Annotated in this window: 22 protein-coding genes; 18 read left to right on the forward strand and 4 right to left on the reverse strand. The window is 41.4% G+C overall.

The window, feature by feature from the left end; genetic code table 11:
- The first annotated feature begins 8 nt into the window (after window positions 1-8).
- Complete coding sequence (locus AC056_RS09795) at window positions 9-308, forward strand: hypothetical protein (protein ID WP_077163514.1); 300 nt, start codon at window positions 9-11, stop codon at window positions 306-308.
- Window positions 309-354: 46 nt separating this feature from the next.
- Here the strand turns inward: AC056_RS09795 and AC056_RS09800 are convergent, their stop codons facing one another.
- Window positions 355-1,167, reverse strand: coding sequence for an IclR family transcriptional regulator (locus AC056_RS09800; protein ID WP_004703172.1), 813 nt, complete (start codon window positions 1,165-1,167; stop codon window positions 355-357).
- Window positions 1,168-1,440: 273 nt separating this feature from the next.
- Between AC056_RS09800 and AC056_RS09805 the strand changes: the two genes are divergently transcribed.
- From AC056_RS09805 to AC056_RS09870, 14 genes are all read left to right on the forward strand, one after another.
- Entirely contained in the window at window positions 1,441-1,746 is a 306-nt protein-coding gene (locus AC056_RS09805; RefSeq protein WP_000118513.1) for a non-heme iron oxygenase ferredoxin subunit, read from the forward strand.
- A gap of 27 nt (window positions 1,747-1,773) precedes the next feature.
- Complete coding sequence (locus AC056_RS09810; protein ID WP_019456951.1) at window positions 1,774-2,073, forward strand: recombinase-like helix-turn-helix domain-containing protein; 300 nt, start codon at window positions 1,774-1,776, stop codon at window positions 2,071-2,073.
- 16 nt (window positions 2,074-2,089) lie between these two features.
- Entirely contained in the window at window positions 2,090-3,157 is a 1,068-nt protein-coding gene (locus AC056_RS09815; RefSeq protein WP_077163515.1) for an aromatic ring-hydroxylating oxygenase subunit alpha, read from the forward strand.
- Window positions 3,150-3,914, forward strand: coding sequence for an SDR family oxidoreductase (locus AC056_RS09820; RefSeq protein WP_049065225.1), 765 nt, complete (start codon window positions 3,150-3,152; stop codon window positions 3,912-3,914). The genes AC056_RS09815 and AC056_RS09820 overlap by 8 nt, the downstream gene beginning before the upstream one ends.
- Window positions 3,915-3,925: 11 nt before the next feature.
- Complete coding sequence (locus AC056_RS09825) at window positions 3,926-4,855, forward strand: VOC family protein (RefSeq protein ID WP_077163516.1); 930 nt, start codon at window positions 3,926-3,928, stop codon at window positions 4,853-4,855.
- A 28-nt stretch (window positions 4,856-4,883) separates the two neighbouring features.
- The gene (locus AC056_RS09830; protein WP_077163517.1) at window positions 4,884-6,095 is read left to right on the forward strand and encodes an NAD(P)/FAD-dependent oxidoreductase; all 1,212 of its coding nucleotides are present in this window, start codon (window positions 4,884-4,886) and stop codon (window positions 6,093-6,095) included.
- A 42-nt stretch (window positions 6,096-6,137) separates the two neighbouring features.
- Window positions 6,138-7,361 (forward strand): MFS transporter, encoded by a 1,224-nt coding sequence (locus AC056_RS09835; RefSeq protein WP_077163518.1) that lies wholly within the window; start codon window positions 6,138-6,140, stop codon window positions 7,359-7,361.
- 23 nt (window positions 7,362-7,384) lie between these two features.
- A complete protein-coding gene (locus AC056_RS09840) occupies window positions 7,385-7,906 on the forward strand; it encodes a cupin domain-containing protein (protein ID WP_019456955.1) in 522 nt (173 codons plus the stop codon).
- Between the two features lie 36 nt (window positions 7,907-7,942).
- A complete protein-coding gene (locus AC056_RS09845; RefSeq protein ID WP_077163519.1) occupies window positions 7,943-8,767 on the forward strand; it encodes an alpha/beta fold hydrolase in 825 nt (274 codons plus the stop codon).
- A 15-nt stretch (window positions 8,768-8,782) separates the two neighbouring features.
- On the forward strand, window positions 8,783-9,577 hold the full coding sequence (locus AC056_RS09850) for an SDR family oxidoreductase (RefSeq protein ID WP_077163520.1): 795 nt from the start codon (window positions 8,783-8,785) through the stop codon (window positions 9,575-9,577).
- A 15-nt stretch (window positions 9,578-9,592) separates the two neighbouring features.
- Window positions 9,593-10,384, forward strand: a complete 792-nt coding sequence (locus AC056_RS09855) for an aspartate dehydrogenase (RefSeq protein ID WP_077163521.1) — start codon at window positions 9,593-9,595, stop codon at window positions 10,382-10,384.
- Window positions 10,385-10,397: 13 nt separating this feature from the next.
- The gene (locus AC056_RS09860; RefSeq protein ID WP_077163522.1) at window positions 10,398-11,864 is read left to right on the forward strand and encodes an aldehyde dehydrogenase; all 1,467 of its coding nucleotides are present in this window, start codon (window positions 10,398-10,400) and stop codon (window positions 11,862-11,864) included.
- A gap of 40 nt (window positions 11,865-11,904) precedes the next feature.
- On the forward strand, window positions 11,905-13,545 hold the full coding sequence (locus AC056_RS09865) for a thiamine pyrophosphate-binding protein (protein ID WP_077163523.1): 1,641 nt from the start codon (window positions 11,905-11,907) through the stop codon (window positions 13,543-13,545).
- A gap of 155 nt (window positions 13,546-13,700) precedes the next feature.
- The gene (locus AC056_RS09870) at window positions 13,701-14,897 is read left to right on the forward strand and encodes a hypothetical protein (RefSeq protein WP_213033484.1); all 1,197 of its coding nucleotides are present in this window, start codon (window positions 13,701-13,703) and stop codon (window positions 14,895-14,897) included.
- A 61-nt stretch (window positions 14,898-14,958) separates the two neighbouring features.
- On the opposite strand, the gene AC056_RS09880 is transcribed toward AC056_RS09870, so the two are convergent.
- Window positions 14,959-16,257 carry an MFS transporter gene (locus AC056_RS09880; protein WP_077163524.1) on the reverse strand — a complete coding sequence of 433 codons (1,299 nt, stop codon included), beginning with the start codon at window positions 16,255-16,257 and terminating at the stop codon, window positions 14,959-14,961.
- A gap of 235 nt (window positions 16,258-16,492) precedes the next feature.
- On the opposite strand from AC056_RS09880, the gene def reads away from it, so the two are divergent.
- The gene (def, locus tag AC056_RS09885; protein ID WP_077163525.1) at window positions 16,493-16,975 is read left to right on the forward strand and encodes a peptide deformylase; all 483 of its coding nucleotides are present in this window, start codon (window positions 16,493-16,495) and stop codon (window positions 16,973-16,975) included.
- Window positions 16,976-17,153: 178 nt separating this feature from the next.
- The gene (locus AC056_RS09890; protein WP_019456963.1) at window positions 17,154-18,476 is read left to right on the forward strand and encodes a glutaminase; all 1,323 of its coding nucleotides are present in this window, start codon (window positions 17,154-17,156) and stop codon (window positions 18,474-18,476) included.
- Here the strand turns inward: AC056_RS09890 and AC056_RS09895 are convergent.
- A complete protein-coding gene (locus tag AC056_RS09895; RefSeq protein ID WP_077163526.1) occupies window positions 18,443-19,231 on the reverse strand; it encodes an AraC family transcriptional regulator in 789 nt (262 codons plus the stop codon). The genes AC056_RS09890 and AC056_RS09895 overlap by 34 nt on opposite strands.
- 106 nt (window positions 19,232-19,337) lie before the next feature.
- Between AC056_RS09895 and AC056_RS09900 the strand changes: the two genes are divergently transcribed.
- The gene (locus tag AC056_RS09900) at window positions 19,338-20,558 is read left to right on the forward strand and encodes an MFS transporter (RefSeq protein ID WP_077163527.1); all 1,221 of its coding nucleotides are present in this window, start codon (window positions 19,338-19,340) and stop codon (window positions 20,556-20,558) included.
- Window positions 20,559-20,626: 68 nt separating this feature from the next.
- On the opposite strand, the gene AC056_RS09905 is transcribed toward AC056_RS09900, so the two are convergent.
- Entirely contained in the window at window positions 20,627-21,772 is a 1,146-nt protein-coding gene (locus AC056_RS09905) for an aldose epimerase family protein (RefSeq protein ID WP_077163528.1), read from the reverse strand.
- Window positions 21,773-21,873: the final 101 nt, after the last annotated feature.

Genomic DNA, 21,873 nt, shown 5'->3' on the forward strand with positions numbered 1-21,873 from the left:
GAATAACCATGATCCTGAATTTAGTCATATATAAACAGCAACAGTTTGATGCAGTGGCCCAAAAAATTATGGCTGAACCCACAAAATATATAGATTTTAATTCGGTGTCAGATTTCTATAAGGCTGCATGGCTCAAAGATTTTCCACAAGGTACTCGGGTCTCTGCGACAGGTTTAGATGATGGAGCCCAAGAGTTTTATGCAGTGGTGCAGTTTAAACAGCAGTATTTAAAATTTGATATTAAAGAAAATTATTCAACACTGTGTTTTCAGGATATGAATGGTGAGATTTTTAAGCTTAATTTTTAATTAATGAAATATAAGCATAAAAAAAGCGACTTAACGTCGCTTTTTTTTAATAGATAAATTTTGAAATTTTATCTGCTGTTGCGATGACCAGAGCGGCGATATCTTCTTTAAAGGTTTTTTCATCATAAGTGGTAATTGGGCAGCTCACCGAAAGGACTGCTACCATTTTTCCATTAGATTGTTTGAAAATAGGAGCACCACAAGCAGCCATATCATGATTGTAATGACCCCAGCTCACCATCGATTTTTGGGTTTTTACATAATTTAGTTTTTGTAAGAGTGCTTTCAAGTTAGTTGGGGTAAGTTCTGAGAAACTGTCCCACTCATTGAAATTACGATAGCGTTGTCGTACTTCTGCCTCTGGTAAATCCGACAATAACATTTGACCAATAACGGTAGCATGGGCTGGCCAGCGAGTACCTAAGCTAATATTGCTGGTAAAAGTACCCATTGATTGAACATTATTTACAAAAACAATATGTGTGCCTTCCAAAACAGTCAGATGTACTGCCAGTTTGGTCTGATCACGTAGTTCTTTCATTAAAGGAGTGGATAAGTCGAGTAATGAAAGCTTCGATAAACTGTTAAAACCAAGCTCCATAACTTTTGAGTCAAGCGCATAAGTTTTTTGGGATGCTTTCCTTAAGTAGCCACAAGCTTCGAGTGTATAAATAAGACGAAATGCACTAGAACGGTTCACTTCCAAAATTTCGGCAATTTCTGTAATCGTCATTTCTTGTGCTTGTTGATTAAATGCTTGCAAGATGGCTAAACCACGCACAAGCCCTGGTACTAAATATCGATCATCATTTTTTGTCGTTTCTGATTCTTGCAAATCTTCTTCAATCTCTAGGCTCATTTGTGTTGTTTTCCTATAAATAAAAAAGGGTTCGAATTGGGGCATTATGCTTTATTTTAGAACTATTGTAATTATAAAGATCGCATAAAACATTTTTTATATTTAAAACAAAGTTTTCTTTTTGAAACGTAACAAATTATTTAAAATTAATTAATATAATGATTTTTATCATTATTTTTACTTTGACAAAAATTAACCAAGAGTATTATTCTTTGCTTGTGTTTTGAAAATGAAATTAAGTTTTGTATATAAAACAAAATGAGGACGCAAAGTATGAGTTGGATCTCAGTTTGTCAGCAGGGTGACGTTAGCGAAGATGAGCCGAAGGCTATCGAAGTTGAAGGAAAAAAAATTGGCGTATTTTTTGTCGATGAAAATTACTTCGCTATCGAAAATGTTTGCCCTCATGCGTATGCCTTATTAACCGAAGGATTTATCGAAGATCAAACTGTTGAATGTCCATTGCACGAAGCAATTTTTGACATTCAGACAGGTGAGCTAAAAAGTGGGCCCGGGTGTAGAAACCTATGTACGTACCCAGTTCGTGTTGAAGGACAGGATATTCAAATTCAACTCTAGTCCTCACATGTACAAGGAAGCAGAACAATGAAGACATTTAATGAAAAGTTAGCAAGCTGGATTCATGCAACGCCAGCAACCGAAGCAGGTATCAACAATATTCAAATTCCTGGTCAATCTGAATTGTTGGTTTGGCAGACACGTTATAAAGAACCGACTCTCTACGAGCAAGATTTTGTAAAGAACTTGATTCAAGCATTTTCTGCGGGTGCAACAGCGCTAGATGATGTTGTTTCTGCACTTAATCAACAGGGTTTCCGCTGTGAATCTGGTGATGAATGGACTTCTGCAAGCTTTACAGAAGAAATGCAACGTTTAGGTTATTGATTCAGGGAAGAATAAAATGAACGCAATCGTATCAACTTCACAAAGTGCTGAAGAATATTTAGAACTTGGTTTACGTGACCAATGGCATCCGGTTTTGGCAAGTTGGGAAGTCGCTGCTAATCCAGTCGGAATTACCCGTTTAGGCGAAAACATTGTGGTTTGGCGTGATGCTGAAGGGCAGGTTCATGCACTTGAAGATCGCTGTCCGCATCGCGGCGCTCGTCTTTCCCTCGGTTGGAACTTGGGTGACCGAGTTGCTTGTTGGTATCACGGTGTTGAAGTTCGTGCTGATGGTGTGGTTGCCGATGTGCCAGCAGTTCATGAATGTCCAATGACTGGAACTAAATGCTTAAAGAGCTATCCAGTAATTGAGCAGCATGGTGCAATCTTTATTTGGTTTGGTATTGATGCAAATGAACAACCAGCGCCGCTTGAGTTCCCAGAACAACTTGCCAGTGAAGAGTGGAGTGCCTTCCTTTGCCAAGCAGACTGGAAAGTAAACCATCAATACGCGATTGATAACGTGATGGACCCAATGCATGGTAGTTATTTACATGCGACATCGCACTCGATGGCAGATGGTGATCGTACCGCAGAGATGAAACATCGCACCACCGATAATGGTTTTATTTTTGAAAAAGAAGGTCAATTAGGTGTGAACTTCGATTGGGTTGAATATGGTTCAACAGGTGCGAGCTGGTTACGTCTGTCAATTCCATACCGCAAACAATTTGGCCCAGGTGGTGAGTTCTGGATCGTGGGCTATGCAACGCCAATTGATGCTAACAATACCCGCGTATTTTTCTGGCGCTGCCGTAAGGTGAGTGGCTGGCAACGTAATGTATGGCGCTTCTTGTATCGCAATCATTTAGAGCAGTTGCATTGGGATGTATTGGAACAAGACCGAATTATTTTAGAAAATCTTGCACCAAATGCACGTGAACAAGAATTCCTCTATCAACACGATGTTGGCCTTGCTCGTTTACGTCGTCTAATGAAAAAAGAAGCTGAAAAGCAATTAAAGAAAATTGCTGCGCTAAATGCATCAAACCGTATTGAGATGCAGGAAGAAGCTCATGGCTAATGTAGCGTTGTTGCAAGGCAAAAAAGTTTTAGTGACTGGTGCTGCACGTGGTTTAGGCCGAGATTTCGCGCAAGCGATTGCCGAGGCTGGTGCTGAGGTTGTAATGGCAGATATTTTATCTGACTTGGTGCAACAAGAAGCACAAGCTTTGCAAAAACAAGGACTGAATGTTCATGCTGTTACCGTTGACCTTGCCAATGCAGACTCTATTGAAAATGCGGTTGCAAAAAGTGTTGATGTACTCCAAGGACTAGATGGCCTTGTGAACTGCGCGGCACTGGCAACCAATGTTGGTGGAAAAAATATGATTGATTACGATCCTGAACTTTGGGATCGGGTCATGAATATTAATGTGAAAGGCACATGGCTCATTAGTAAGGCATGTGTTCCCCATTTAAAGCAATCGGCTGCAGGCAAGATCATTAATGTTGCTTCTGATACAGCACTTTGGGGCGCACCGAACCTAATGGCTTATGTTGCGAGTAAAGGTGCAATTGTTGCCATGACGCGTTCAATGGCAAGAGAGTTGGGACAATCTAATATCTGTGTCAACACATTGTCACCGGGACTTACTCTGGTTGAAGCAACCGAGTATGTGCCTCAAGAACGTCACGATTTATATGTTAATGGAAGAGCGATTCAACGTCAGCAACTTCCACAAGATTTAAATGGAACAGCATTGTATCTACTGTCGGATTTGTCCTCTTTTGTGACAGGTCAAAATATTCCGGTCAATGGCGGTTTTGTCTTTAACTAAGGAGTAGTCAAATGATTACAGGGATCGAGATTTTAAAGTTTGGAGTTGAGGATAGAGCCGCTTCAAACAAGTTTCTAGCAGATTTTGGTTTAAGCCAAAGTACTTCGGATATTGAAGGTACAGATTTATACCAAACTCAAAATGGCAGCAAGATTTATCTATTTAATTGTGATGATGATCGTTTGCCACCTGCGATTGAACAAGGCTCAACTTTACGTGAAGTCACTTGGGGTGTTGATAATTCTCAAGACCTTGAAGACTTGGCAGCTCGTTTGGCCGATGTAGAGGGTTTTAAACGTTCTGAACATACAGTTCAGTGTCTTGACCCAAATGGCATGACGATTCGTTTTGAACAAAGTTTTGTTAAAGATGTCTCTGAACTCAAAACGGAAGGTATTAACCAATACGGCAACATTCAACGTGTTAATGCAGCAAGTCCTGTCTATGAAAAAGGTCAGCCTGTTGCGATTGGACACGTGGTGTTCTTTACACGAGATTTGGCAACAACCGAAAATTTCTATATTGAAAAAGTAGGCTTTCATTTATCGGATGCCTATAAAAATCGCGGTGCATTCTTACGTTGCCGCGGTGAAGGTTATCACCATGATTTATTCTTGCTGAGTGTTCCAAATAAACCTGCTGGCTTAAATCACGTTGCGTTTGTAGTACGTGATATCCATGAGGTGATTGGGGGCGGTTTAAATATGAATCGTTCGGAATGGTCAACCTTTATTGGACCGGGACGTCACCCAATTTCCTCTGCTTATTTCTGGTACGTCAACTCACCATTGGGTGGTGCATTTGAATATTACACCAACGATGATTATTTGACAGAAGAATGGCAGCCACGTGTAGAAGAGCATCGTCTAGAGCTTTTCACCGAATGGGCGATTGAAGGTGGTCTTGATGACACAACCCGCCGTCAGGTGAAGCCTGTTTAACAGGTATGGCTGAACAAGGAAGATGGCTATGGAAAAGATCGTAATTGTAGGTGCCGGACAGGCAGCGGGTTGGGCAGTAAGTACCTTACGCCAAAATGGTTATGCGGGCGAAATTCACGTGGTTTCAAATGAAGACCAAGTGTTTTACGAGCGTCCACCACTGTCTAAGCAAGTACTTTCAAAAGAAGCTACTTATGAAAGTTTGAATCTGTTCTCACCTGAACAGGTTCAAGAGTTCAACGTTCAATGGCATAAACCAGAAATTGCGACAAAAGTCGATCGTGAGCAAAAACAGGTTCATTTAGAAAGTGGCCAAGTTTTACCGTATGACAAATTGTTGATTGCAACTGGAAGCCGTGCACGTGTACCCGTCAATACATGGCAGTTTATTCCAAATGTTGTGACCCTACGTAATGTGCATGACTGTGAACGTTTGGCTGAAATTTTAAAGAATGCAAAAAATGTCGCTGTGATTGGCGGCGGCTGGATTGGTTTAGAAATTGCTGCAACTGCACGTAAGCAAGGTAAAGAGGTACATGTTTTTGAATATGGCGACCGTTTATGTGCAAGAAGTGTGAGTCCTGAAGTTTCTGCATTTTTAAAAAATATGCATGAAACACAAGGCACAAAAATTCATTTAGACAGCAAAAGCCTTCATTTGGTTGAAGCACCAGATCGCAAAGTTGAAGTGGTAAATCATCCTCAACATAGCCAGTTATTTGACTGTGTTGTGGTAGGTGCTGGTGCTGAAATTGCCAAAGAGTTAGGTGTGCACGCTGGTCTCGATGTCAAAGATGGCATTGTGGTGAATGGTTTTGGGCAAACCTCAGATCAAAACATTTATGCCGCAGGTGATGTCGCAATTCATCCGAGCTTGGGTTATTGCATTCAGTCTTGGGCAAATGCACAAAATCAGGCGATTGCAGCAGCAAAATCAATGCTCGGAATTGATACTGAATATACAGATATTCCATGGCTCTGGTCTGATCAGTACCACTTCAATATTCAGATTTTAGGTACGTATCAACCAGATAGAACTAAAGAAGTAGTGATTCGCCAAGGTGGTGAGGATCAGGTGAGTTATTTATATCTCGACCATGAAAATCGTTTGCTGAATATGATTGCCATTAATGATTCAAAGCTGATCAAACTGGCAAAACGTTGGATGCAAGCCAACACCGTTTTAGATCCAAAATTATTAGCAGATGCCGAATTTAATGTCATGAAGTTAAAACCGTAAGCATTAAATCTGGTTCTCATTACCAAATCGAAGGAATGACGCATGAGTAATGAAGAAAAAAGTGGATTGAAGCATTGGGTGCCTGCTTTTGTCCTTATGGTGTGTGTGGTACTGGCATTTTTCGACAAGATTAGTATTGCGGTTTTATTTTCAGATCCTCATTTTCAAACTGCAATGGGAATTGCTGAAGATAAGGCCAAGCTCGGATGGCTCATGACAAGTTTCTTGCTTGCTTATGGCTTTTCATCGGTCTTTCTAAGCTTCTTGGGTGACATTTTTAACCCAAAGAAAATGCTGTTCTGGAGCGTGACCTCTTGGGGTTTACTCATGTTTTGCATGGGCTTCACCACCAGTTATTCAGGCATGTTGATTTTACGTGTACTGCTTGGTTTGGCAGAAGGTCCGTTATTTGCCTTGGCGTATACCATTGTTAAGCAGACTTATACAGACCGTCAGCAGGCACGTGCTTCTACTATGTTCTTACTGGGTACACCGATTGGTGCATTCCTTGGTTTCCCGATCACTGCAAATGTTTTAGCTCACCACGACTGGCACACCACTTTTTTTGTGATGGCTGCGCTAACCCTAATTGCCATTTTCAGTATTGTTTTTGGTTTGCGTAACTTACAGCTCAAGAAAACTGTCGAAATTGAGGGCGAGAGTAAACGTACCAATTTCAAAGGCCACATTGCCAATACTAAATTGTTGCTCAGCAACAGCGCGTTCTGGCTGGTTTGCCTCTTTAACATTGCATTAATGACTTATTTATGGGGCTTAAACAGCTGGGTTCCTTCTTATCTTATGCAAGACAAAGGATTCAATCTCAAAGAGTTTGGGATGTATTCAAGCTTTCCATTCATTGCCATGTTAATTGGCGAAATCATCGGTGCGTTTTTATCTGACAAGTTAGGCCGCCGAGCAATTCAAGTCTTTAGTGGTTTATTACTCGCAGGCATCTTCATGTATGTGATGGTCATTATGACTCAACCATTATTGATTATTGCTGCCATGTCTTTAAGCGCAATGGCATGGGGTTTTGGAGTAGCAGCTGTATTTGCTCTGCTTGCAAGAGTAACGACTTCAAATGTAGGGGCGACTGCGGGCGGAATATTTAACGGTTTAGGTAATTTTGCAAGTGCAATTGCGCCTGTTCTTATCGGTTACATCGTGATGCAAACACATAGTTTTAATTTAGGAATTACCTTCTTGGCTGCTGTCGCTGTCATTGGATCGTTGTTCTTGGTTCCTCTTTTAAAACGTTATTAATTCACTGTATAGGAGTTTAAAAAATGACTACACAACAATTCGAATCGTGGGCACAACCAGAGGGTGCTTCTTTAGAAGATTGGTTAAACACACGTATTGCTCGCTTTGAGACACGTAAATATGACTTCGATGCTTTGAAGTTCCAAGCAGATTACGACCCGAAATATCGCCGTGCACAAATGCGTTACATGGGTACGGGTGCAACAGGTGTTGCAAATGACGGTAACACTGTTCCAGCAGAAAACTTCACATTTTCCACAATGGTTTTGCCTGCACAGTGTGAAGGTCCTTTGCACATTCACCACGATGTTGAAGAAGTTTTCTTTATGCTTCGCGGCGAAATTGATTTGTTCATTGAGCACAACGGCGAAAAATTTGAAACCCGTTTAAAAGAGCGTGACCTAATTTCAATTCCACCGGGTATTTACCGTGGTCTTTTTAACCCAGGTCAAGAAGATGCCTTGATGTGTGTGATGTTGGGAACAGGTAAACCAACCATTCCGAACTATCCGCCAGAGCATCCATTGTCTCAAATCAAACGTTAATTGTTTGATGAAGTGAATGAAAGGAAAAAGTTAAAAATGATGACACTCATTGAAAAGTTAGCAGAATTTCCAGTGAAAACCATTACTGCTCAAGGTCAGCAGCAAGCTTATCGGGAAGCCGGTCAGGGCGAGTACCTTGTGCTGTTGCACGGCATTAGTTCAGGTTCTGCTTCATGGGTAAACCAACTTGAAGTGTTGTCTCATCATTTTCATGTCATTGCCTGGGACGCACCGGGCTATGGCAAATCAGATGAACTTTTAACTGATCAACCCGATGCTACTGATTATGTAAAGCGTTTGGTTGCATTGTTCGATGTTTTAGAAATTGAAAAAGCAATTGTGGTTGGACACTCATTAGGTGCCTTACAGGCGAGTGCATTCGCTGCACTTTACCCACAGCGAGTAAAGCACTTAGTTGTTGCTAATTTAGCGCAAGGTTACCAGCGCCACGATGAACAAACACAAATTCAGGTTTTTGAAAAAAGACCAAAAATGTTGAAAGAACTTGGTGCTAAAGGCATGGCCGAAAGCCGTGGACCTCATTTGATTTATAAACAAGAGCCACAAGCTTTAGCCTTAGTTTCAGAGGTGATGCAACAGTTGACCCTAAAGGGTTTCACACATGCATCCTACTTACTCGCATATGACGAAATACGTAATTACTTAACTGATTTAAAAGTCCCATGCTCAGTCATTGCAGGGCAGCAAGATCAAATCACTCCTGCGTTAGGTATACAAGAGCTTGCTCAGGAATTGCAGTTGGAAAAGCGCTTCGTCATAGAAGATGCAGGGCATTTAAGTTATGTCGACCAACCGCAAGCATTTAACCAAATTATGTTGACGATTCAGGAACAATCGTAAGAGAGATTAAGGATTATGAGCTTCCAAGTTGAAGGAAAAGTTGCAGTTGTTACCGGTGGCTCATCTGGGATTGGGCTGGCTGCTGTTGAGATACTGGTTGCAGAGGGGGCAAAAGTTGCTTGGTGTGGTCGTGATGAAGAGCGTTTAAATGCTTCTAAGCACTATATTTTAGAAAAATATCCACATGCCCATATTTTTACTAAAGCATGCAATGTATTGAAAAAAGAAGAAGTTCAGCAATTTGCCAAAGACGTCAAACTCAATTTGGGCAATGTGGACATGCTCATTAACAATGCTGGGCAAGGTCGTGTTTCAAATTTTGAAAATACGCAAGATGAAGACTGGATGAAAGAAATTGAGCTGAAATATTTCAGTGTTTTACATCCGGTAAGAGCTTTTCTTGATGACTTAAAACAGTCGGCAAATGCCTCAATTACCAATGTGAACTCGTTACTGGCATTGCAACCGGAACCGCACATGATTGCGACTTCATCTGCACGCGCTGCGCTGTTGAATTTAACCCATTCATTAGCGCATGAGTTTACTCAATATGGCGTTCGTGTGAACTCGATTTTACTTGGAATGGTCGAATCTGCGCAGTGGAAACGCCGTTATGAAACCCGTTCAGATTTAAATCTGTCATGGGAAGAGTGGACTGGCAATATCGCAAAAAATCGTGGCATTCCTATGCAGCGCTTAGGCCGTCCAGAAGAGCCTGCACGTGCTTTAGTTTTCTTGGCATCACCATTGGCATCTTACACCACAGGTTCAGCAATAGATGTCTCAGGTGGTTTTAATAAACATTTATAAATATCAGGTGCTGTCATGAAAAAGTTGATGATGATTGGTTTTGGCGCAATGGCAGCAGAAGTGTATGCCCACTTGCCTCAAGATCTGCAACTCAAATGGATTGTCGTGCCATCTCGCAGCATTGAAAAAGTGCAGTCACAAGTCTCTTCCGAGATTCAGGTAATTTCCGATATTGAGCAATGTGATGGTACGCCGGACTATGTCATTGAGGTGGCAGGTCAAGCAGCAGTAAAAGAGCATGCTCAAAAAGTTTTAGCGAAAGGTTGGACCATTGGTCTGATTTCGGTGGGTACTTTGGCTGATAACGAGTTTTTAATTCAGCTTAAACAAACTGCCGAAAAAAATGATGCCCATCTGCATTTACTGGCAGGGGCTATCGCAGGCATTGACGGTATTTCTGCGGCCAAAGAAGGTGGTTTGCAAAAAGTCACTTATAAAGGCTGTAAAAGCCCAAAAAGCTGGAAGGGCAGTTATGCAGAGCAATTGGTCGATTTAGATCATGTTGTTGAAGCTACGGTCTTTTTTACTGGAACTGCCCGTGAAGCTGCGACCAAATTTCCAGCCAATGCCAATGTTGCAGCAACGATTGCACTTGCAGGACTTGGAATGGACGAAACCATGGTTGAGTTAACTGTTGATCCAACTATCAACAAAAACAAACACACTATTGTGGCAGAAGGTGGCTTTGGGCAAATGACCATTGAATTGGTGGGCGTGCCGTTAGCAAGTAACCCAAAAACATCAACTTTGGCTGCGCTTAGCGTGATTCGTGCTTGTCGCAACAGTGTAGAAGCAATACAGATTTAAGAAGGATTTGATCATGGCAAAGGAAATTTATATTGCAGGTGAATGGCGATTAGGCCGTGGTGCAGTCATTCAAAGCCTGTTTCCGGCAGATCAGTCGGTAAACGCTGAGCTTTCAACAGCAACGCTTGAAGATGTAAATGAAGCAATTGAGAAAGCAGATCAGGCTTGGCGTCAACCAAGCTGGAGAAACAGCTTGCCGCATGAGCGTGCACGTATTCTCTATAAAGTTGCAGAAATTATTGAAGCGCGTGTAGATGAATTAGCAAAATTACAAACACGTGATAATGGTAAGCCTTTAACCGAAACTCGTGGCTTGGTGATGAGCGCGGCGGCAACTGCACGTTATGTTGCTGCAGCATGTGAAACGCTGAACGATGAGCTCACCACTCAACGTGCTCCAGACTTTATGACCATGAGCGTGCATGAACCTGTAGGAGTTGTAGCAGCCATTACTCCTTGGAACTCTCCAATTGCGAGTGAAGTTCAAAAGCTTGCTCCAGCTTTGGCAGCAGGAAATGCCGTAGTATTAAAACCAGCAGAAGCAACTTCACTGATTGCTTTAGAGCTTGCCAAAATTTTTGAAGAAGCAGGTTTACCAAAAGGCTTACTCAGTGTGTTAGTTGGTCGTGGTTCTGTGATTGGTGATGCAATTGCTCAACATCCATTGGTTCGTAAAATTTCTTTTACAGGTGGAACAACTACGGGTCGTCATTTGGCACATATTGCCGCAGATAAACTGATTACTACTTCGCTTGAGTTAGGTGGTAAGTCACCAACCATCGTTTTGCCGGATGCAGACGTTGAATTGGCTGCTAAAGGTGTTGCGTACGGTATTTTTAGCTCGGCAGGGCAAGCGTGTATCGCAGGTTCTCGCTTGTTTATTCATAGTAGTCTTTACGATCAGTTTTTAACACGTTTGGTTGAAATTACCAAAGGCTTACGTGTGGGCCATCCAGAGCAGGCTGGTGTGCATTTAGGACCACTGGTTAATGACAAACATTTGCAGTCCGTTGACCGCTATGTGCAGCTTGCTAAAAGTGAAGGTGGTCAGGTTCTGATTGGTGGTGAGGCACTTACGACTGGTGACTATGCCAAAGGAAGTTATTACTTACCCACCATTATCACGGGCTTAAACAACAGTGCTCAAACCTGTCAGGAAGAAATTTTTGGCCCTGTTTTAGTGGTTATGAAATATGACAACGAGCAAGATTTAATTGCCCAAGCCAATGACAGTTGTTTTGGTCTTGCCGCAGGCATCTGGACTGAAAGCTATCGCAAAGCTTGGCGCATTGCACGTGCATTAGAAGTGGGAACGGTATGGATTAATACCTACAAAAAATTCTCGATTAGTGCGCCGTTTGGTGGCTTTAAAGACAGTGGAATTGGGCGCGAGAAAGGCCGTTTGGGCATTTTATCGTACATGCAACAAAAGAGTATTTATATGGGGCTAAATGAACAGCCTAACCCTTGGTGCGATTAATAAATTCAAGGACTGAAAAAACAAATTTTGAGGAAAAGACATGACTGAACGTGTAAATGTAGGCGAAGCAATCGCAAGAGTTTTAGAAGCGCACCAAGTTGATAGTATTTATGGTGTTATTTCCATCCACAATTTACCGATTGCCGATGCAGTTGGGCGCCGTGAAAAAATGCGCTTTGTCGCAGCCCGTGGTGAAGCGGGCGCAGTCACCATGGCAGATGCACACTCACGCTTTAAAGGCTTAGGTGTTGCGCTGACCAGTACAGGTGCTGGTGCAGGTAATGCGGTGGGGTCACTGATTGAAGCAATGAATGCGGGTAGCCCTGTATTGCATTTAACGGGTCAAGTTGAGCGTGAATATCTTGACCGTGATGCAAGTTTCATCCATGAAACTAAAGACCAACTTACATTCTTGCGTGCATCAAGCAAAGCAGCGTTCCGTATTACCAGTCCAGACAATGCTGTTGGCGTGATTCGTGAAGCCATTCGTGTAGCAACTACAGTTCCAATGGGACCGGTAAGTGTTGAGCTACCTATTGATGTACAGGCAGCAGAAATTGATTTGCCACTTAATCTTGGGCCAGTCAAAGCACTTGGGTTACCACAGGCAGAGCAAGCTGAAATTGACCTTCTTGTCAGTGAAATCAAAAAAGCAAAACGCCCGATTTTCTGGATTGGCGGTGGAACTTTAAATAGCGTTGCCGAAGTTAAAGCAATTGCAGATTTAGGTATTCCGGTAGTGTCGTCTACGCATGGCCGAGGTGTGTTATCGGATGACCACCCACGTAGTTTGGGTGCTTTCCATAACTCAGCAGGTGTTGAGCAGTTATTAAAAGATGCTGACTTAATGGTTGTGGTGGGTTCTCGTTTACGTAGTAATGAAACTAAAACCTATTCGGTTGAGTTCCCTGAAAATATTATTCAGGTAGATGCCAACCCAGTGGCTCAGCAACGTAATTACAAAGTCCGCAACTTCATTTGTGGTGATGCCAAAGATGTCTTAACACGTGTGTTAGAACAGCTTAAAGGAACTTCAAAAATCGATGCCGATTACGATGCTGCTGTAGTAACGGCTAAACAGGCTGCAATTGATGCACTTCGTAAACAAATCGATCAGTACGCATTAATTTGTGATCACTTGCGTGCAGCTTTACCGCAAGACGGTATTTTTGTACGTGACATCACCATGTCGGGTAGCACATGGGGTAGCCGTTTATTCCCTGTACAAGCACCAAACCAAAACATCCACTCACTTGCGGGTGCAATTGGTTTAGGCCTTGCAACAGCAATCGGCGCTTCGGTTGCTAACCCTGACAAAAAAGTAATTGGTTTAGTCGGTGATGGCGGCTTAATGCTTGGTATTGGTGAGATTGCAACCATGGTGCAAGAAAACACCAATATGGTCCTAATGATTATGAATGACGGTGGTTATGGCGTAATGCGTGGCATTCAAAATAACTACTTTGGTGGTCGTCAGTATTTCAATGAATTACATACACCTGACTACAAACTTCTTGGCGAATCAATGGGTGTGAAGAGCTGGAAAGTTGGCAGTGCAGAAGAGTTTAAAACGGTTATTCAAGAGGCTGTCGCTTTTGAAGGACCAACCGTGATTGAACTCGATATGAACTCGATTGGACCATTAAACTTCGCGGGTCCACCGCAAAAGAAACTGTATTAACCAGTTTGGATGGTTTAGTACATATGCGATGGGAGCTGCTAAGCCATCCTTTTTTTAGATAAATTTTTTTGTCTAAAAAACAATAAAAACTAAGTTTTACAGGTAAAACAAATAAAGTTCCAGCAGGACGCTGGAACTCAATAAAGGATGTAGAGATGAAAAAGACTTCATTGATCATGGCATTCATTGCACCGTTTACGCTGGGGGTAAGCGTCAATGCTTTTGCAAAAGATTCATTACTTGAGTGGAAAAGTGATGATGGAACTGAGTCATTAAAGTTGGGTGGGGTGGTTCGGTTAAATCAACGTTACGAAGATTGGGAAGGACCAAACCGTGGTTTTGGTAAGCTCTATTTCGACGTGTTCAGGGTTGATCTGAAAGGTAAGTTTGATGATGCCTACATCAATGCCAGCTATCTGTTTCAAGATCAACAGAAAACTGCCATTGAAAAAGCCTATGTGGGTTATAACTTAAATGCCAATAACAGCATTGAAGCAGGTTTGGTTTATAAACCTTTTACGATTTATCCCTATCCGCAAAATGGTTGGACTTACCACATTCCATTCTTTTTAGGTTATGGCAATAATATTGCACCGGGACTTAACTGGAATTATCACGACAAAGACTGGGATGTAAAACTCGGTTATTACCCACAAATGTTAGAGACCAACTTACGTTATTCACCTGAAAGTGCAACTTATGATGACTTGGCAGGAAATGCATTTCCATCTCAAAAAGCCTATCAAAATGAAAAACGCAATCAGGTGAATACCCGTATTGTGCGCAAGTTAGAAACTGATTTCGGTAAGCAAGAGTTCGGTGTATCGGGTGCAATTGCTCAGTTGCATAATGATATTACCGATAAAGACGGCAAATATTATGCAGTCGGTTTGCACACTGAAAACAACTACAAACGCTTTAATTTACAAAGTTCAGTCATTCACTATCAATACGATGCGAAAAATCCGGATGGTGTAAATAATGACATGACTTTAATGGGCGCGAACGGGCTTACACCTGCTTATTTTATTGCTTCGGAAGGGACGATTGCCAGTTTAAACCTTGCCTATACTTTGCCTGTCACCAATATGGGTAAGCTAAAAGCCATTAAGTTTTATAATGACTATAGTTACCTCGATAAAAAACGCGATGATTGGTCAGATTCGCAAATGAATACCACAGGTATGATGTTTATTGCTTCACCATTTATGGTTTGGGCAGATTATACGTGGGGGAAAAACTCCAACATTATTGGTGGCTCTACAAACTCAACGGGTTATACCTCTGCAACCTCGCCAAACAGCGATAAATGGCTATACCGTATTAACTTTAATATCGGCTTTACTTTCTAAAGTAAGCAGCATTAAAAAACCACGCAATCGGCGTGGTTTTTTATTTAATAAGTTAAAGCGTTTAATACCTGTTTTTTTCGAACTTATTCCAAAACACAAAGGCAGTTACAAAGGCCAAAATGGTGAGCGCGAAAATATAATACATCGCACCAATATCACTATATTGACTGAGCCAATGAACGAGAGGCAGTGTCATACCGCCAACAATCGCATAAGACAAATTATAAGAAAATGAAATGCCCGAGAAACGCACAGGCGCGGGGAACATTTTAACCATACTGCTCGACACCATGCCGACTGTACCAGAGCATAGACCCAACAACATATATAAACCAAAAATGGTTGAATGTGTCGCGTGCCCCAAACTGTTATAAAAAACTGCTGCTGTGAGTGCTACTGCAAGTGCACCGACCATCATCACTTTGCCACAGCCAAAACGGTCAGCAAAATAGCCTGCTAAAATACAACCGACCATTTGCATGATAATGGCGGCACTTTGCATTTCAAAAGTCTGTGCGCGCTCAAAGCCAAATGAACCAATCAATAAATTCGGCATGGCTAAAATCACCACCACCACACAGCCAGTTAAAAACCACGTAAATAACATACCAATCGCAACGGCTGTTTTATGCGTTTTTAACACTTGCTTGACTGGCATTTCTTTTGAAATTTCTTTACGAGCCTGCATGGCTTTAAACACAGGTGTTTCTTTTAAATAAGTCCGTAAATAAAGTGCAACCAGACCAAAAATACCACCTGCAATGAAAGGAATACGCCATGCCCAGTCATGGATTTGTCCTTCACTAAAATTCAGTGAAATCCATAGAGACATGAGCGCACCTAGTAAAATTCCTAGAGACAGTCCGGCAGTGAGTAAACCATTTGCCAGTCCGATTTTTCTTTCAGGTACATGTTCAGACACAAAGGTCCATGCGGCTGGAATTTCACCCCCAATCGCAATCCCTTGTACCACTCGCATAAGCAATAAAAGTAGCGGTGCCAAATACCCAATATTTTCAAAGGTAGGCAAAATCCCGATAAACAGGGTAGGCAGTGCCATCAGCAAAATAGAAAGCGAAAATAGTTTTTTGCGCCCGACCAGATCACCAAAATGAGCCATCACCACCCCACCCAAAGGCCTAAAAAAGTAACCTGCTGCGAAAATGCCGTAAGTGTTAAGCATGGCCCAAAATGGGCTGAGTGTGCTGGGGAAAAACAGGTCGGAAATGATTTTTGCGTAAAACACATAAATCACAAAATCATAAAACTCTAAAGCGCCACCCAATGAAGAAAGGGCCAGCGTTCGTTTATCTTCTTTATTAAGATAGTTCGCATCCTGCAAAGTTAAGTCCTGATCCATTTTTTTACTTAATTGTTGTAATTGAAGTTTGGATATTAATGGAAAAGTGAAGTAAAAGTAAATGGAGGAAATTTGTTCTATCAAGAAGGTTAGATTTTCATTACTCAAATAAAAAGGCTTTAAAACAAAAAATGCATTAGATGAAACAAAAACAGATGTAGGAATGACTTTTCTTTTGGGCTATTCAGCGACACAATAAAACTTGTCATATCGAGCTTAATGAGAGATTCAAAGGATGAGTGTAGTTTTACCAGTCGCAAAGCGTGGTGAAGATATTTTGAAACTGATTGCAGCTCCTGTCTCGGCAAATGAGTTAAACAGTGATTGGCTTTATCAGCTTTCTGCTGCTATGCAAGCAACCATGCTTGAACGCAATGGGGTGGGGATTGCTGCACCGCAAGTTTATATCTCTAAACGCGTCATTATTGTGGCATCTCGTCCAAATCCACGTTATCCCGATGCACCTGAAATGGATGCTGTGGTGATGGTAAATCCTGAAATTTTAGAATTTTCGAGTGAAACGCTTTTGGGTGAAGAAGGTTGTTTAAGTGTGCCAGATGAGCGTGGACAAGTTGAGCGTGCAGAAATGGTCAAGGTCAAATACTTAACGCTTAAGGGGGAGGCTGTTGAAACAATTTTTCATGGTTTTCCAGCTCGCATTGTTCAACATGAAGTCGATCATTTAAATGGAATCTTATTTGTAGAAAGAATAAGCTAATCTTCAGTTTAAAGTTTTGAAAAATCTATAATGAGCTTGAAATGAATAAGACATAGCAATTACAATACTTGTAGCGTGATATTTAAATCATTACAAAAGATATAATTTTAATATTATCAGCAGGTTGTGCTGAAATTTTGCGCGATGTTGTGAATCTCCTCATTTAAGGTTACTGACCATGAAAACCCCTCTCCCAGAATATTTGGCAAATGTTATAGAAGCCTGTGACATCGACAACAGTGGTCATCTCGCCGATTATATTCCTGAGTTGGCAAATGCAAACCCAGATCGATTAGCTTTAGCAATGTCTACGGTAGATGGCGAAATTTATTCGGTTGGTGATGATGATGTCGAATTCACCATACAGTCGATTTCTAAACCTTTTGTATATGCCTATGTTTTACAACAACTTGGCATTGATGCAGTACTTACGAAAGTAGGGGTAGAGCCATCGGGGGAAGCCTTCAATGAAATTTCATTAGGTAAAGACGGACGCCCGAAAAACCCGATGATTAACTCTGGCGCAATTACTGTACATTCCTTGATTCAGGTCAAGCATGGTTTACATAGCGCAGAAATTCTACGTCGTTTTATGAGCGAGCTTGCAGGCCGCGAATTAAGTTTTGATGAGTCTGTTTATGATTCGGAAGTCAAAACAGCCTACCGTAATCTTTCGATCGGTTATATGTTGCGAACTGTCGGAATTTTGGAAACTGACCCTGTAGATATTGTGAATGGCTATATTCGCCAATGTGCGATCATGGTTACAGTTAAAGACTTGGTACGTATGGGCAGTGTACTTGCCAATGGTGGGGTCGACCCTAAAACTGGAAAGCGCTTATTAAACCGGTCTGTGGTTAGACAAGTGCTCAGTGTCATGATGAGCTGTGGTATGTATGATGCCGCAGGTGACTGGCTGTCGACTGTAGGTATTCCTGCTAAGAGTGGTGTAGCAGGCGGTATTTTAGGTGTGCTGCCGGGTCAGGTCAGTATTGCTGCTTTTTCACCTCGTTTAGATGAGCATGGGCATAGTATTCGAGGTATCGATATTTTAGAGCGATTATCTCGTGACATGGGATTACATCTCATGGAAGGTACACCTTCTGCACAAACCATTGTACAAAGTCATTATCGCACAGGAAAAGACGCATCATTAAGTGTGTATGTGCTTCGTGGCGTATTGAAATTTACTGAAGCTGAAATGTTATTGCGTATTTTGCAAGATGAGACCATTGACCAAAGCACAATTGTTATTGATTTAACTCAGATTTCACTTATCCACGATGTGGGTAAACGTATGTTCTTAGAAGGTGTTGATCGTCTGATTGATGATGGACATACGCTTGTTCTAGTTGACCCTGAACAACGATTAGATCATGCCAGAACAGCGAAAGATCGTGAGCTTCATGTCTACCACGATTTTGATGATTTGCTCGAAAAGCATGAGATCCGTACTAAAAAAAAGACTTATAGCGACATCGCGGCACTTCTAAACTGCTGAGGTGTTTTTCCTAGGTGTCGCTTAAACATCGCACTGAACGCGCTGGGGTTTGTGTACCCCAGTGACTCTGAAATTTGAGCAATAGATTCACTATTTGCGATTTTACTCAAGGCGAGTGCAATATGCATTTGTTGCAACCATGCCCGATACGACAGCCCAGTTTCTTTTTGGAACATACGCATTAGAGTTCTGGAACTCGCACCAATTTCATCAGCCCAATCTGTCAAATCTTTTGAATGGTCAGGAGTATGTAATAGCTCTTGGCAAATTTTTAATAACCGTTTGTCTTTCGGCCAAGGAATCTGAATAGGCAATAAATTGGCACGATGAATTTCTTCAAAAATCAAAATTTGTAAAGAACGGGAAAGTTCATGAGATGTCGCTGTATTTGGCGTGTCTTCTCGCTCAATTTCATTTAAACGAATCAAAAGCTCATGCAACAGATTGCTTACCCGAATAATAAAACAATCTTGTCCCATTAGAGCGGCTGCATTTACTTCAACCAACGCCGTATTTAACTTTACGTGACTCAGTGAAATCACGCTGTGCTCTACATGGGCAGGAATCCATAATGCACACATGGGCGGCACAATCCACACATGATTAGGTGTAAACACCTGAATGTTGCCAGTGGACGCATATAAAAACTGCGCACGTGTATGTGTATGGGTAGGCGTGATTTCTCGGTAAGCATGCTCAGAAGATAGCCCAATCACAAGTTCAGACAAATCAGACTGAATAAGAGAATCGGACATAAACTATCCTAAAAATTGTCACTTATACGATGATTATTGGAAGATAACTTTATAAGCGACAATTTACAATAAGCATCTCATTTAAAAATATTGGAGTTATTCAGGTATGACGTCTTCAATACAATTGAAAGATGGTATTGCCAATACCGTTGCAAATGATCAGCCTCAAGGAATGATTATTAAAATTGTAGGCGCCGTGGCAGTCGCACATTTACTGAATGATTTAATTCAAGCGGTGCTACCAGCCATCTATCCAATGCTAAAAGCAAACTTTTCGCTGAGTTTTGCGGAGGTTGGCCTGATTTCGTTTGTATATCAAATAACGGGTTCACTGCTTCAGCCTTGGATTGGACTGTATACCGATAAACATCCAAAACCATATCTTCTCCCTCTCGGCATGATGGTCACATTCTGCGGCATTATTTTGTTGGCATTTTCACCAAGTTTTGCTGTGTTGTTATGTGCATCTGCACTGATTGGGGTAGGGTCTGCCACCTTTCACCCAGAAGCTTCGCGTGTGGCGCGTATGGCATCGGGTGGGCGCTTTGGTACGGCACAGTCGACTTTCCAAGTGGGCGGAAACACAGGTACTGCCATTGGCCCATTATTAGCAGCATTATTGATTGTTCCATTTGGACAGCATGCAGTTGCGGGTTTGGTGATATTTGCACTTTTGGCAATTTGGGTTTTATTTGGTGTAAGCCGTTGGACGGTAAGTCATGCAAAAAGTCAGGTGGTTGCACGTGCTACCCAAGCACATACTAAATTGCATGGTCGTAAGCTGATTATTGCCTTGAGCACAATTAGTTTATTGATGTTTGCCAAATTTACCTACATTGCCAGCATTAGTAACTACTTTACCTTTTACTTAATTCAAAAGTTCCATATCAGTATTCAGACCGCTCAGTTGCATTTGTTTGCATTCTTGGCAGCCGTTGCTTTAGGTACATTTGCAGGTGGCCCAATTGGTGACAAAATTGGCCGTAAAGCGGTGATCTGGGTTTCATTTGTTGGTATGGCGCCGTTCGCATTAATGATGCCGTATGCAAACTTATTCTGGACAACAGTTTTCTCAATTATTGCAGGTTTGGTATTGTCATCGGCCTTTGCAGCGATGGTAGTGTATGCGCAAGAAGCTGTTCCGGGACGTGTCGGCATGATTGCAGGCTTAATGTTTGGTCTTATGTTTGGGGTAAGTGGTATTGCCGCAGCTGGGCTAGGGCATTTAGCAGATATTAACGGCATTGAATGGGTATTTGGTTTATGTTCATTCTTACCATTACTTGGATTTGCCACCGCATTTTTACCCAACACAAAAGTTAAATAAATGAAAAGACTCTCAGTTATATTCAGCTGAGAGTCTTTTTTAGATAAATATAGTGTCAATTCAAAAGACTATTTTTGAATACCAAACTTAAATACGGTGACACTGTTATAAGTTTGATTTGGGTTCAAACGTGTAGAAGGGAAAGATGGTTGATTCGGACTATCTGGAAAATGTTGTGTTTCTAATGCTAACGCATCTGCTTGTCGATAGAGTACGCCATTTGCACCAGCAACATTCCCTAGTAAATGATTGGCTGTATACATTTGAACGCTTGGTTCAGTGGTTAAGACTTGCAGTGTCCGTTTAGATTTTGGGTCAAAAACATGAGCTGCAAGATTTAACTTTCCTTGAGACTTTTGATTAAGTACCCAAGTTTGGTCATAACCATATCCATAGGCCAATTGCTGATGATTCGCTCGAATATCTTTCACAATTGCTTTAGGCTTCCGAAAGTCAAAAGGCGTACCTGCAACTGAAGCAATTTCACCTGTTGGTAAAGAGTTTTGATCGGTTACCAATACACGGTCTGCATTGAGTTGTACCACATGATCGAGCACACCATAAGGGTTGTTGCCAGCACCTGACAAGTTGAAATAACTGTGATTCGTGAGATTGACGACTGTCGGTTGATCAGTTTTGGCTTTATATTCAATTTTGAATTCATTTTGATCTGAAAGACTGTAAATTACTTCCACATCTAATTTTCCGGGAAAACCTTGATCACCATTTGGACTGGTTAACTTAAGCGAAGCTTTAACGGTTTCACCTTTGGAAACGAGGGGCTTAACTTGCCAAACACGTTTATCAAAACCCGGATTACCACTATGTAACGAATTCGGTCCATTATTTTTTTCAAGATTATATGTTTTTCCATCTAAGCTAAATTTAGCGTTGCCAATACGGTTTGCATAACGACCAATCAATCCACCAAAATGAATGCCTTCCTTGGTATCAGTGACTTCATAGCCTTTTAGGTCATCGAAGCCCAAAACGATATTATTTTGTTTACCTTGTGCATCGGGAGTCAAAATTTGTGTAATTACGCCCCCATAACTAATAAAAGAAACTGAGACTCCTTTGTTATTGCTCATGGTATATAGATCAACTTTTTGACCGTCTTGAGTCGTGCCATAGGGTTTTACATTTAATGTGGCTGCATTTGTAAGTTGTGCAAAGCTACAGACTGTGAAACTTAAAATTACTAATTTTTTCATGTTTATACTCTATTTTTTAATCGTGGAATTGGATGAATATAAGATTGATTTTTCATCTTTTTAAAGAGGTTTTTATTATATATAGTGTTAATAATAATCGA

Source organism: Acinetobacter genomosp. 33YU (assembly GCF_001990725.1).
GTDB lineage: Bacteria > Pseudomonadota > Gammaproteobacteria > Pseudomonadales > Moraxellaceae > Acinetobacter > Acinetobacter seifertii.

What these genes read in the sequence shown, in the direction of transcription:
- AC056_RS09840 (WP_019456955.1), top strand. Translation starts at nt 7,385, where the DNA reads ATGACTACACAACAATTCGAATCGTGGGCACAACCAGAGGGTGCTTCT.
- AC056_RS09820 (WP_049065225.1), top strand. Translation starts at nt 3,150, where the DNA reads ATGGCTAATGTAGCGTTGTTGCAAGGCAAAAAAGTTTTAGTGACTGGT.
- AC056_RS09800 (WP_004703172.1), bottom strand. Translation starts at nt 1,167, where the DNA reads ATGAGCCTAGAGATTGAAGAAGATTTGCAAGAATCAGAAACGACAAAA.
- AC056_RS09905 (WP_077163528.1), bottom strand. Translation starts at nt 21,772, where the DNA reads ATGAAAAAATTAGTAATTTTAAGTTTCACAGTCTGTAGCTTTGCACAA.
- AC056_RS09870 (WP_213033484.1), top strand. Translation starts at nt 13,701, where the DNA reads ATGAAAAAGACTTCATTGATCATGGCATTCATTGCACCGTTTACGCTG.
- AC056_RS09900 (WP_077163527.1), top strand. Translation starts at nt 19,338, where the DNA reads ATGACGTCTTCAATACAATTGAAAGATGGTATTGCCAATACCGTTGCA.
- AC056_RS09835 (WP_077163518.1), top strand. Translation starts at nt 6,138, where the DNA reads ATGAGTAATGAAGAAAAAAGTGGATTGAAGCATTGGGTGCCTGCTTTT.
- AC056_RS09810 (WP_019456951.1), top strand. Translation starts at nt 1,774, where the DNA reads ATGAAGACATTTAATGAAAAGTTAGCAAGCTGGATTCATGCAACGCCA.
- def (WP_077163525.1), top strand. Translation starts at nt 16,493, where the DNA reads ATGAGTGTAGTTTTACCAGTCGCAAAGCGTGGTGAAGATATTTTGAAA.
- AC056_RS09880 (WP_077163524.1), bottom strand. Translation starts at nt 16,257, where the DNA reads ATGGATCAGGACTTAACTTTGCAGGATGCGAACTATCTTAATAAAGAA.
- AC056_RS09850 (WP_077163520.1), top strand. Translation starts at nt 8,783, where the DNA reads ATGAGCTTCCAAGTTGAAGGAAAAGTTGCAGTTGTTACCGGTGGCTCA.
- AC056_RS09860 (WP_077163522.1), top strand. Translation starts at nt 10,398, where the DNA reads ATGGCAAAGGAAATTTATATTGCAGGTGAATGGCGATTAGGCCGTGGT.
- AC056_RS09815 (WP_077163515.1), top strand. Translation starts at nt 2,090, where the DNA reads ATGAACGCAATCGTATCAACTTCACAAAGTGCTGAAGAATATTTAGAA.
- AC056_RS09855 (WP_077163521.1), top strand. Translation starts at nt 9,593, where the DNA reads ATGAAAAAGTTGATGATGATTGGTTTTGGCGCAATGGCAGCAGAAGTG.
- AC056_RS09825 (WP_077163516.1), top strand. Translation starts at nt 3,926, where the DNA reads ATGATTACAGGGATCGAGATTTTAAAGTTTGGAGTTGAGGATAGAGCC.
- AC056_RS09805 (WP_000118513.1), top strand. Translation starts at nt 1,441, where the DNA reads ATGAGTTGGATCTCAGTTTGTCAGCAGGGTGACGTTAGCGAAGATGAG.
- AC056_RS09795 (WP_077163514.1), top strand. Translation starts at nt 9, where the DNA reads ATGATCCTGAATTTAGTCATATATAAACAGCAACAGTTTGATGCAGTG.
- AC056_RS09865 (WP_077163523.1), top strand. Translation starts at nt 11,905, where the DNA reads ATGACTGAACGTGTAAATGTAGGCGAAGCAATCGCAAGAGTTTTAGAA.
- AC056_RS09890 (WP_019456963.1), top strand. Translation starts at nt 17,154, where the DNA reads ATGAAAACCCCTCTCCCAGAATATTTGGCAAATGTTATAGAAGCCTGT.
- AC056_RS09895 (WP_077163526.1), bottom strand. Translation starts at nt 19,231, where the DNA reads ATGTCCGATTCTCTTATTCAGTCTGATTTGTCTGAACTTGTGATTGGG.
- AC056_RS09845 (WP_077163519.1), top strand. Translation starts at nt 7,943, where the DNA reads ATGATGACACTCATTGAAAAGTTAGCAGAATTTCCAGTGAAAACCATT.
- AC056_RS09830 (WP_077163517.1), top strand. Translation starts at nt 4,884, where the DNA reads ATGGAAAAGATCGTAATTGTAGGTGCCGGACAGGCAGCGGGTTGGGCA.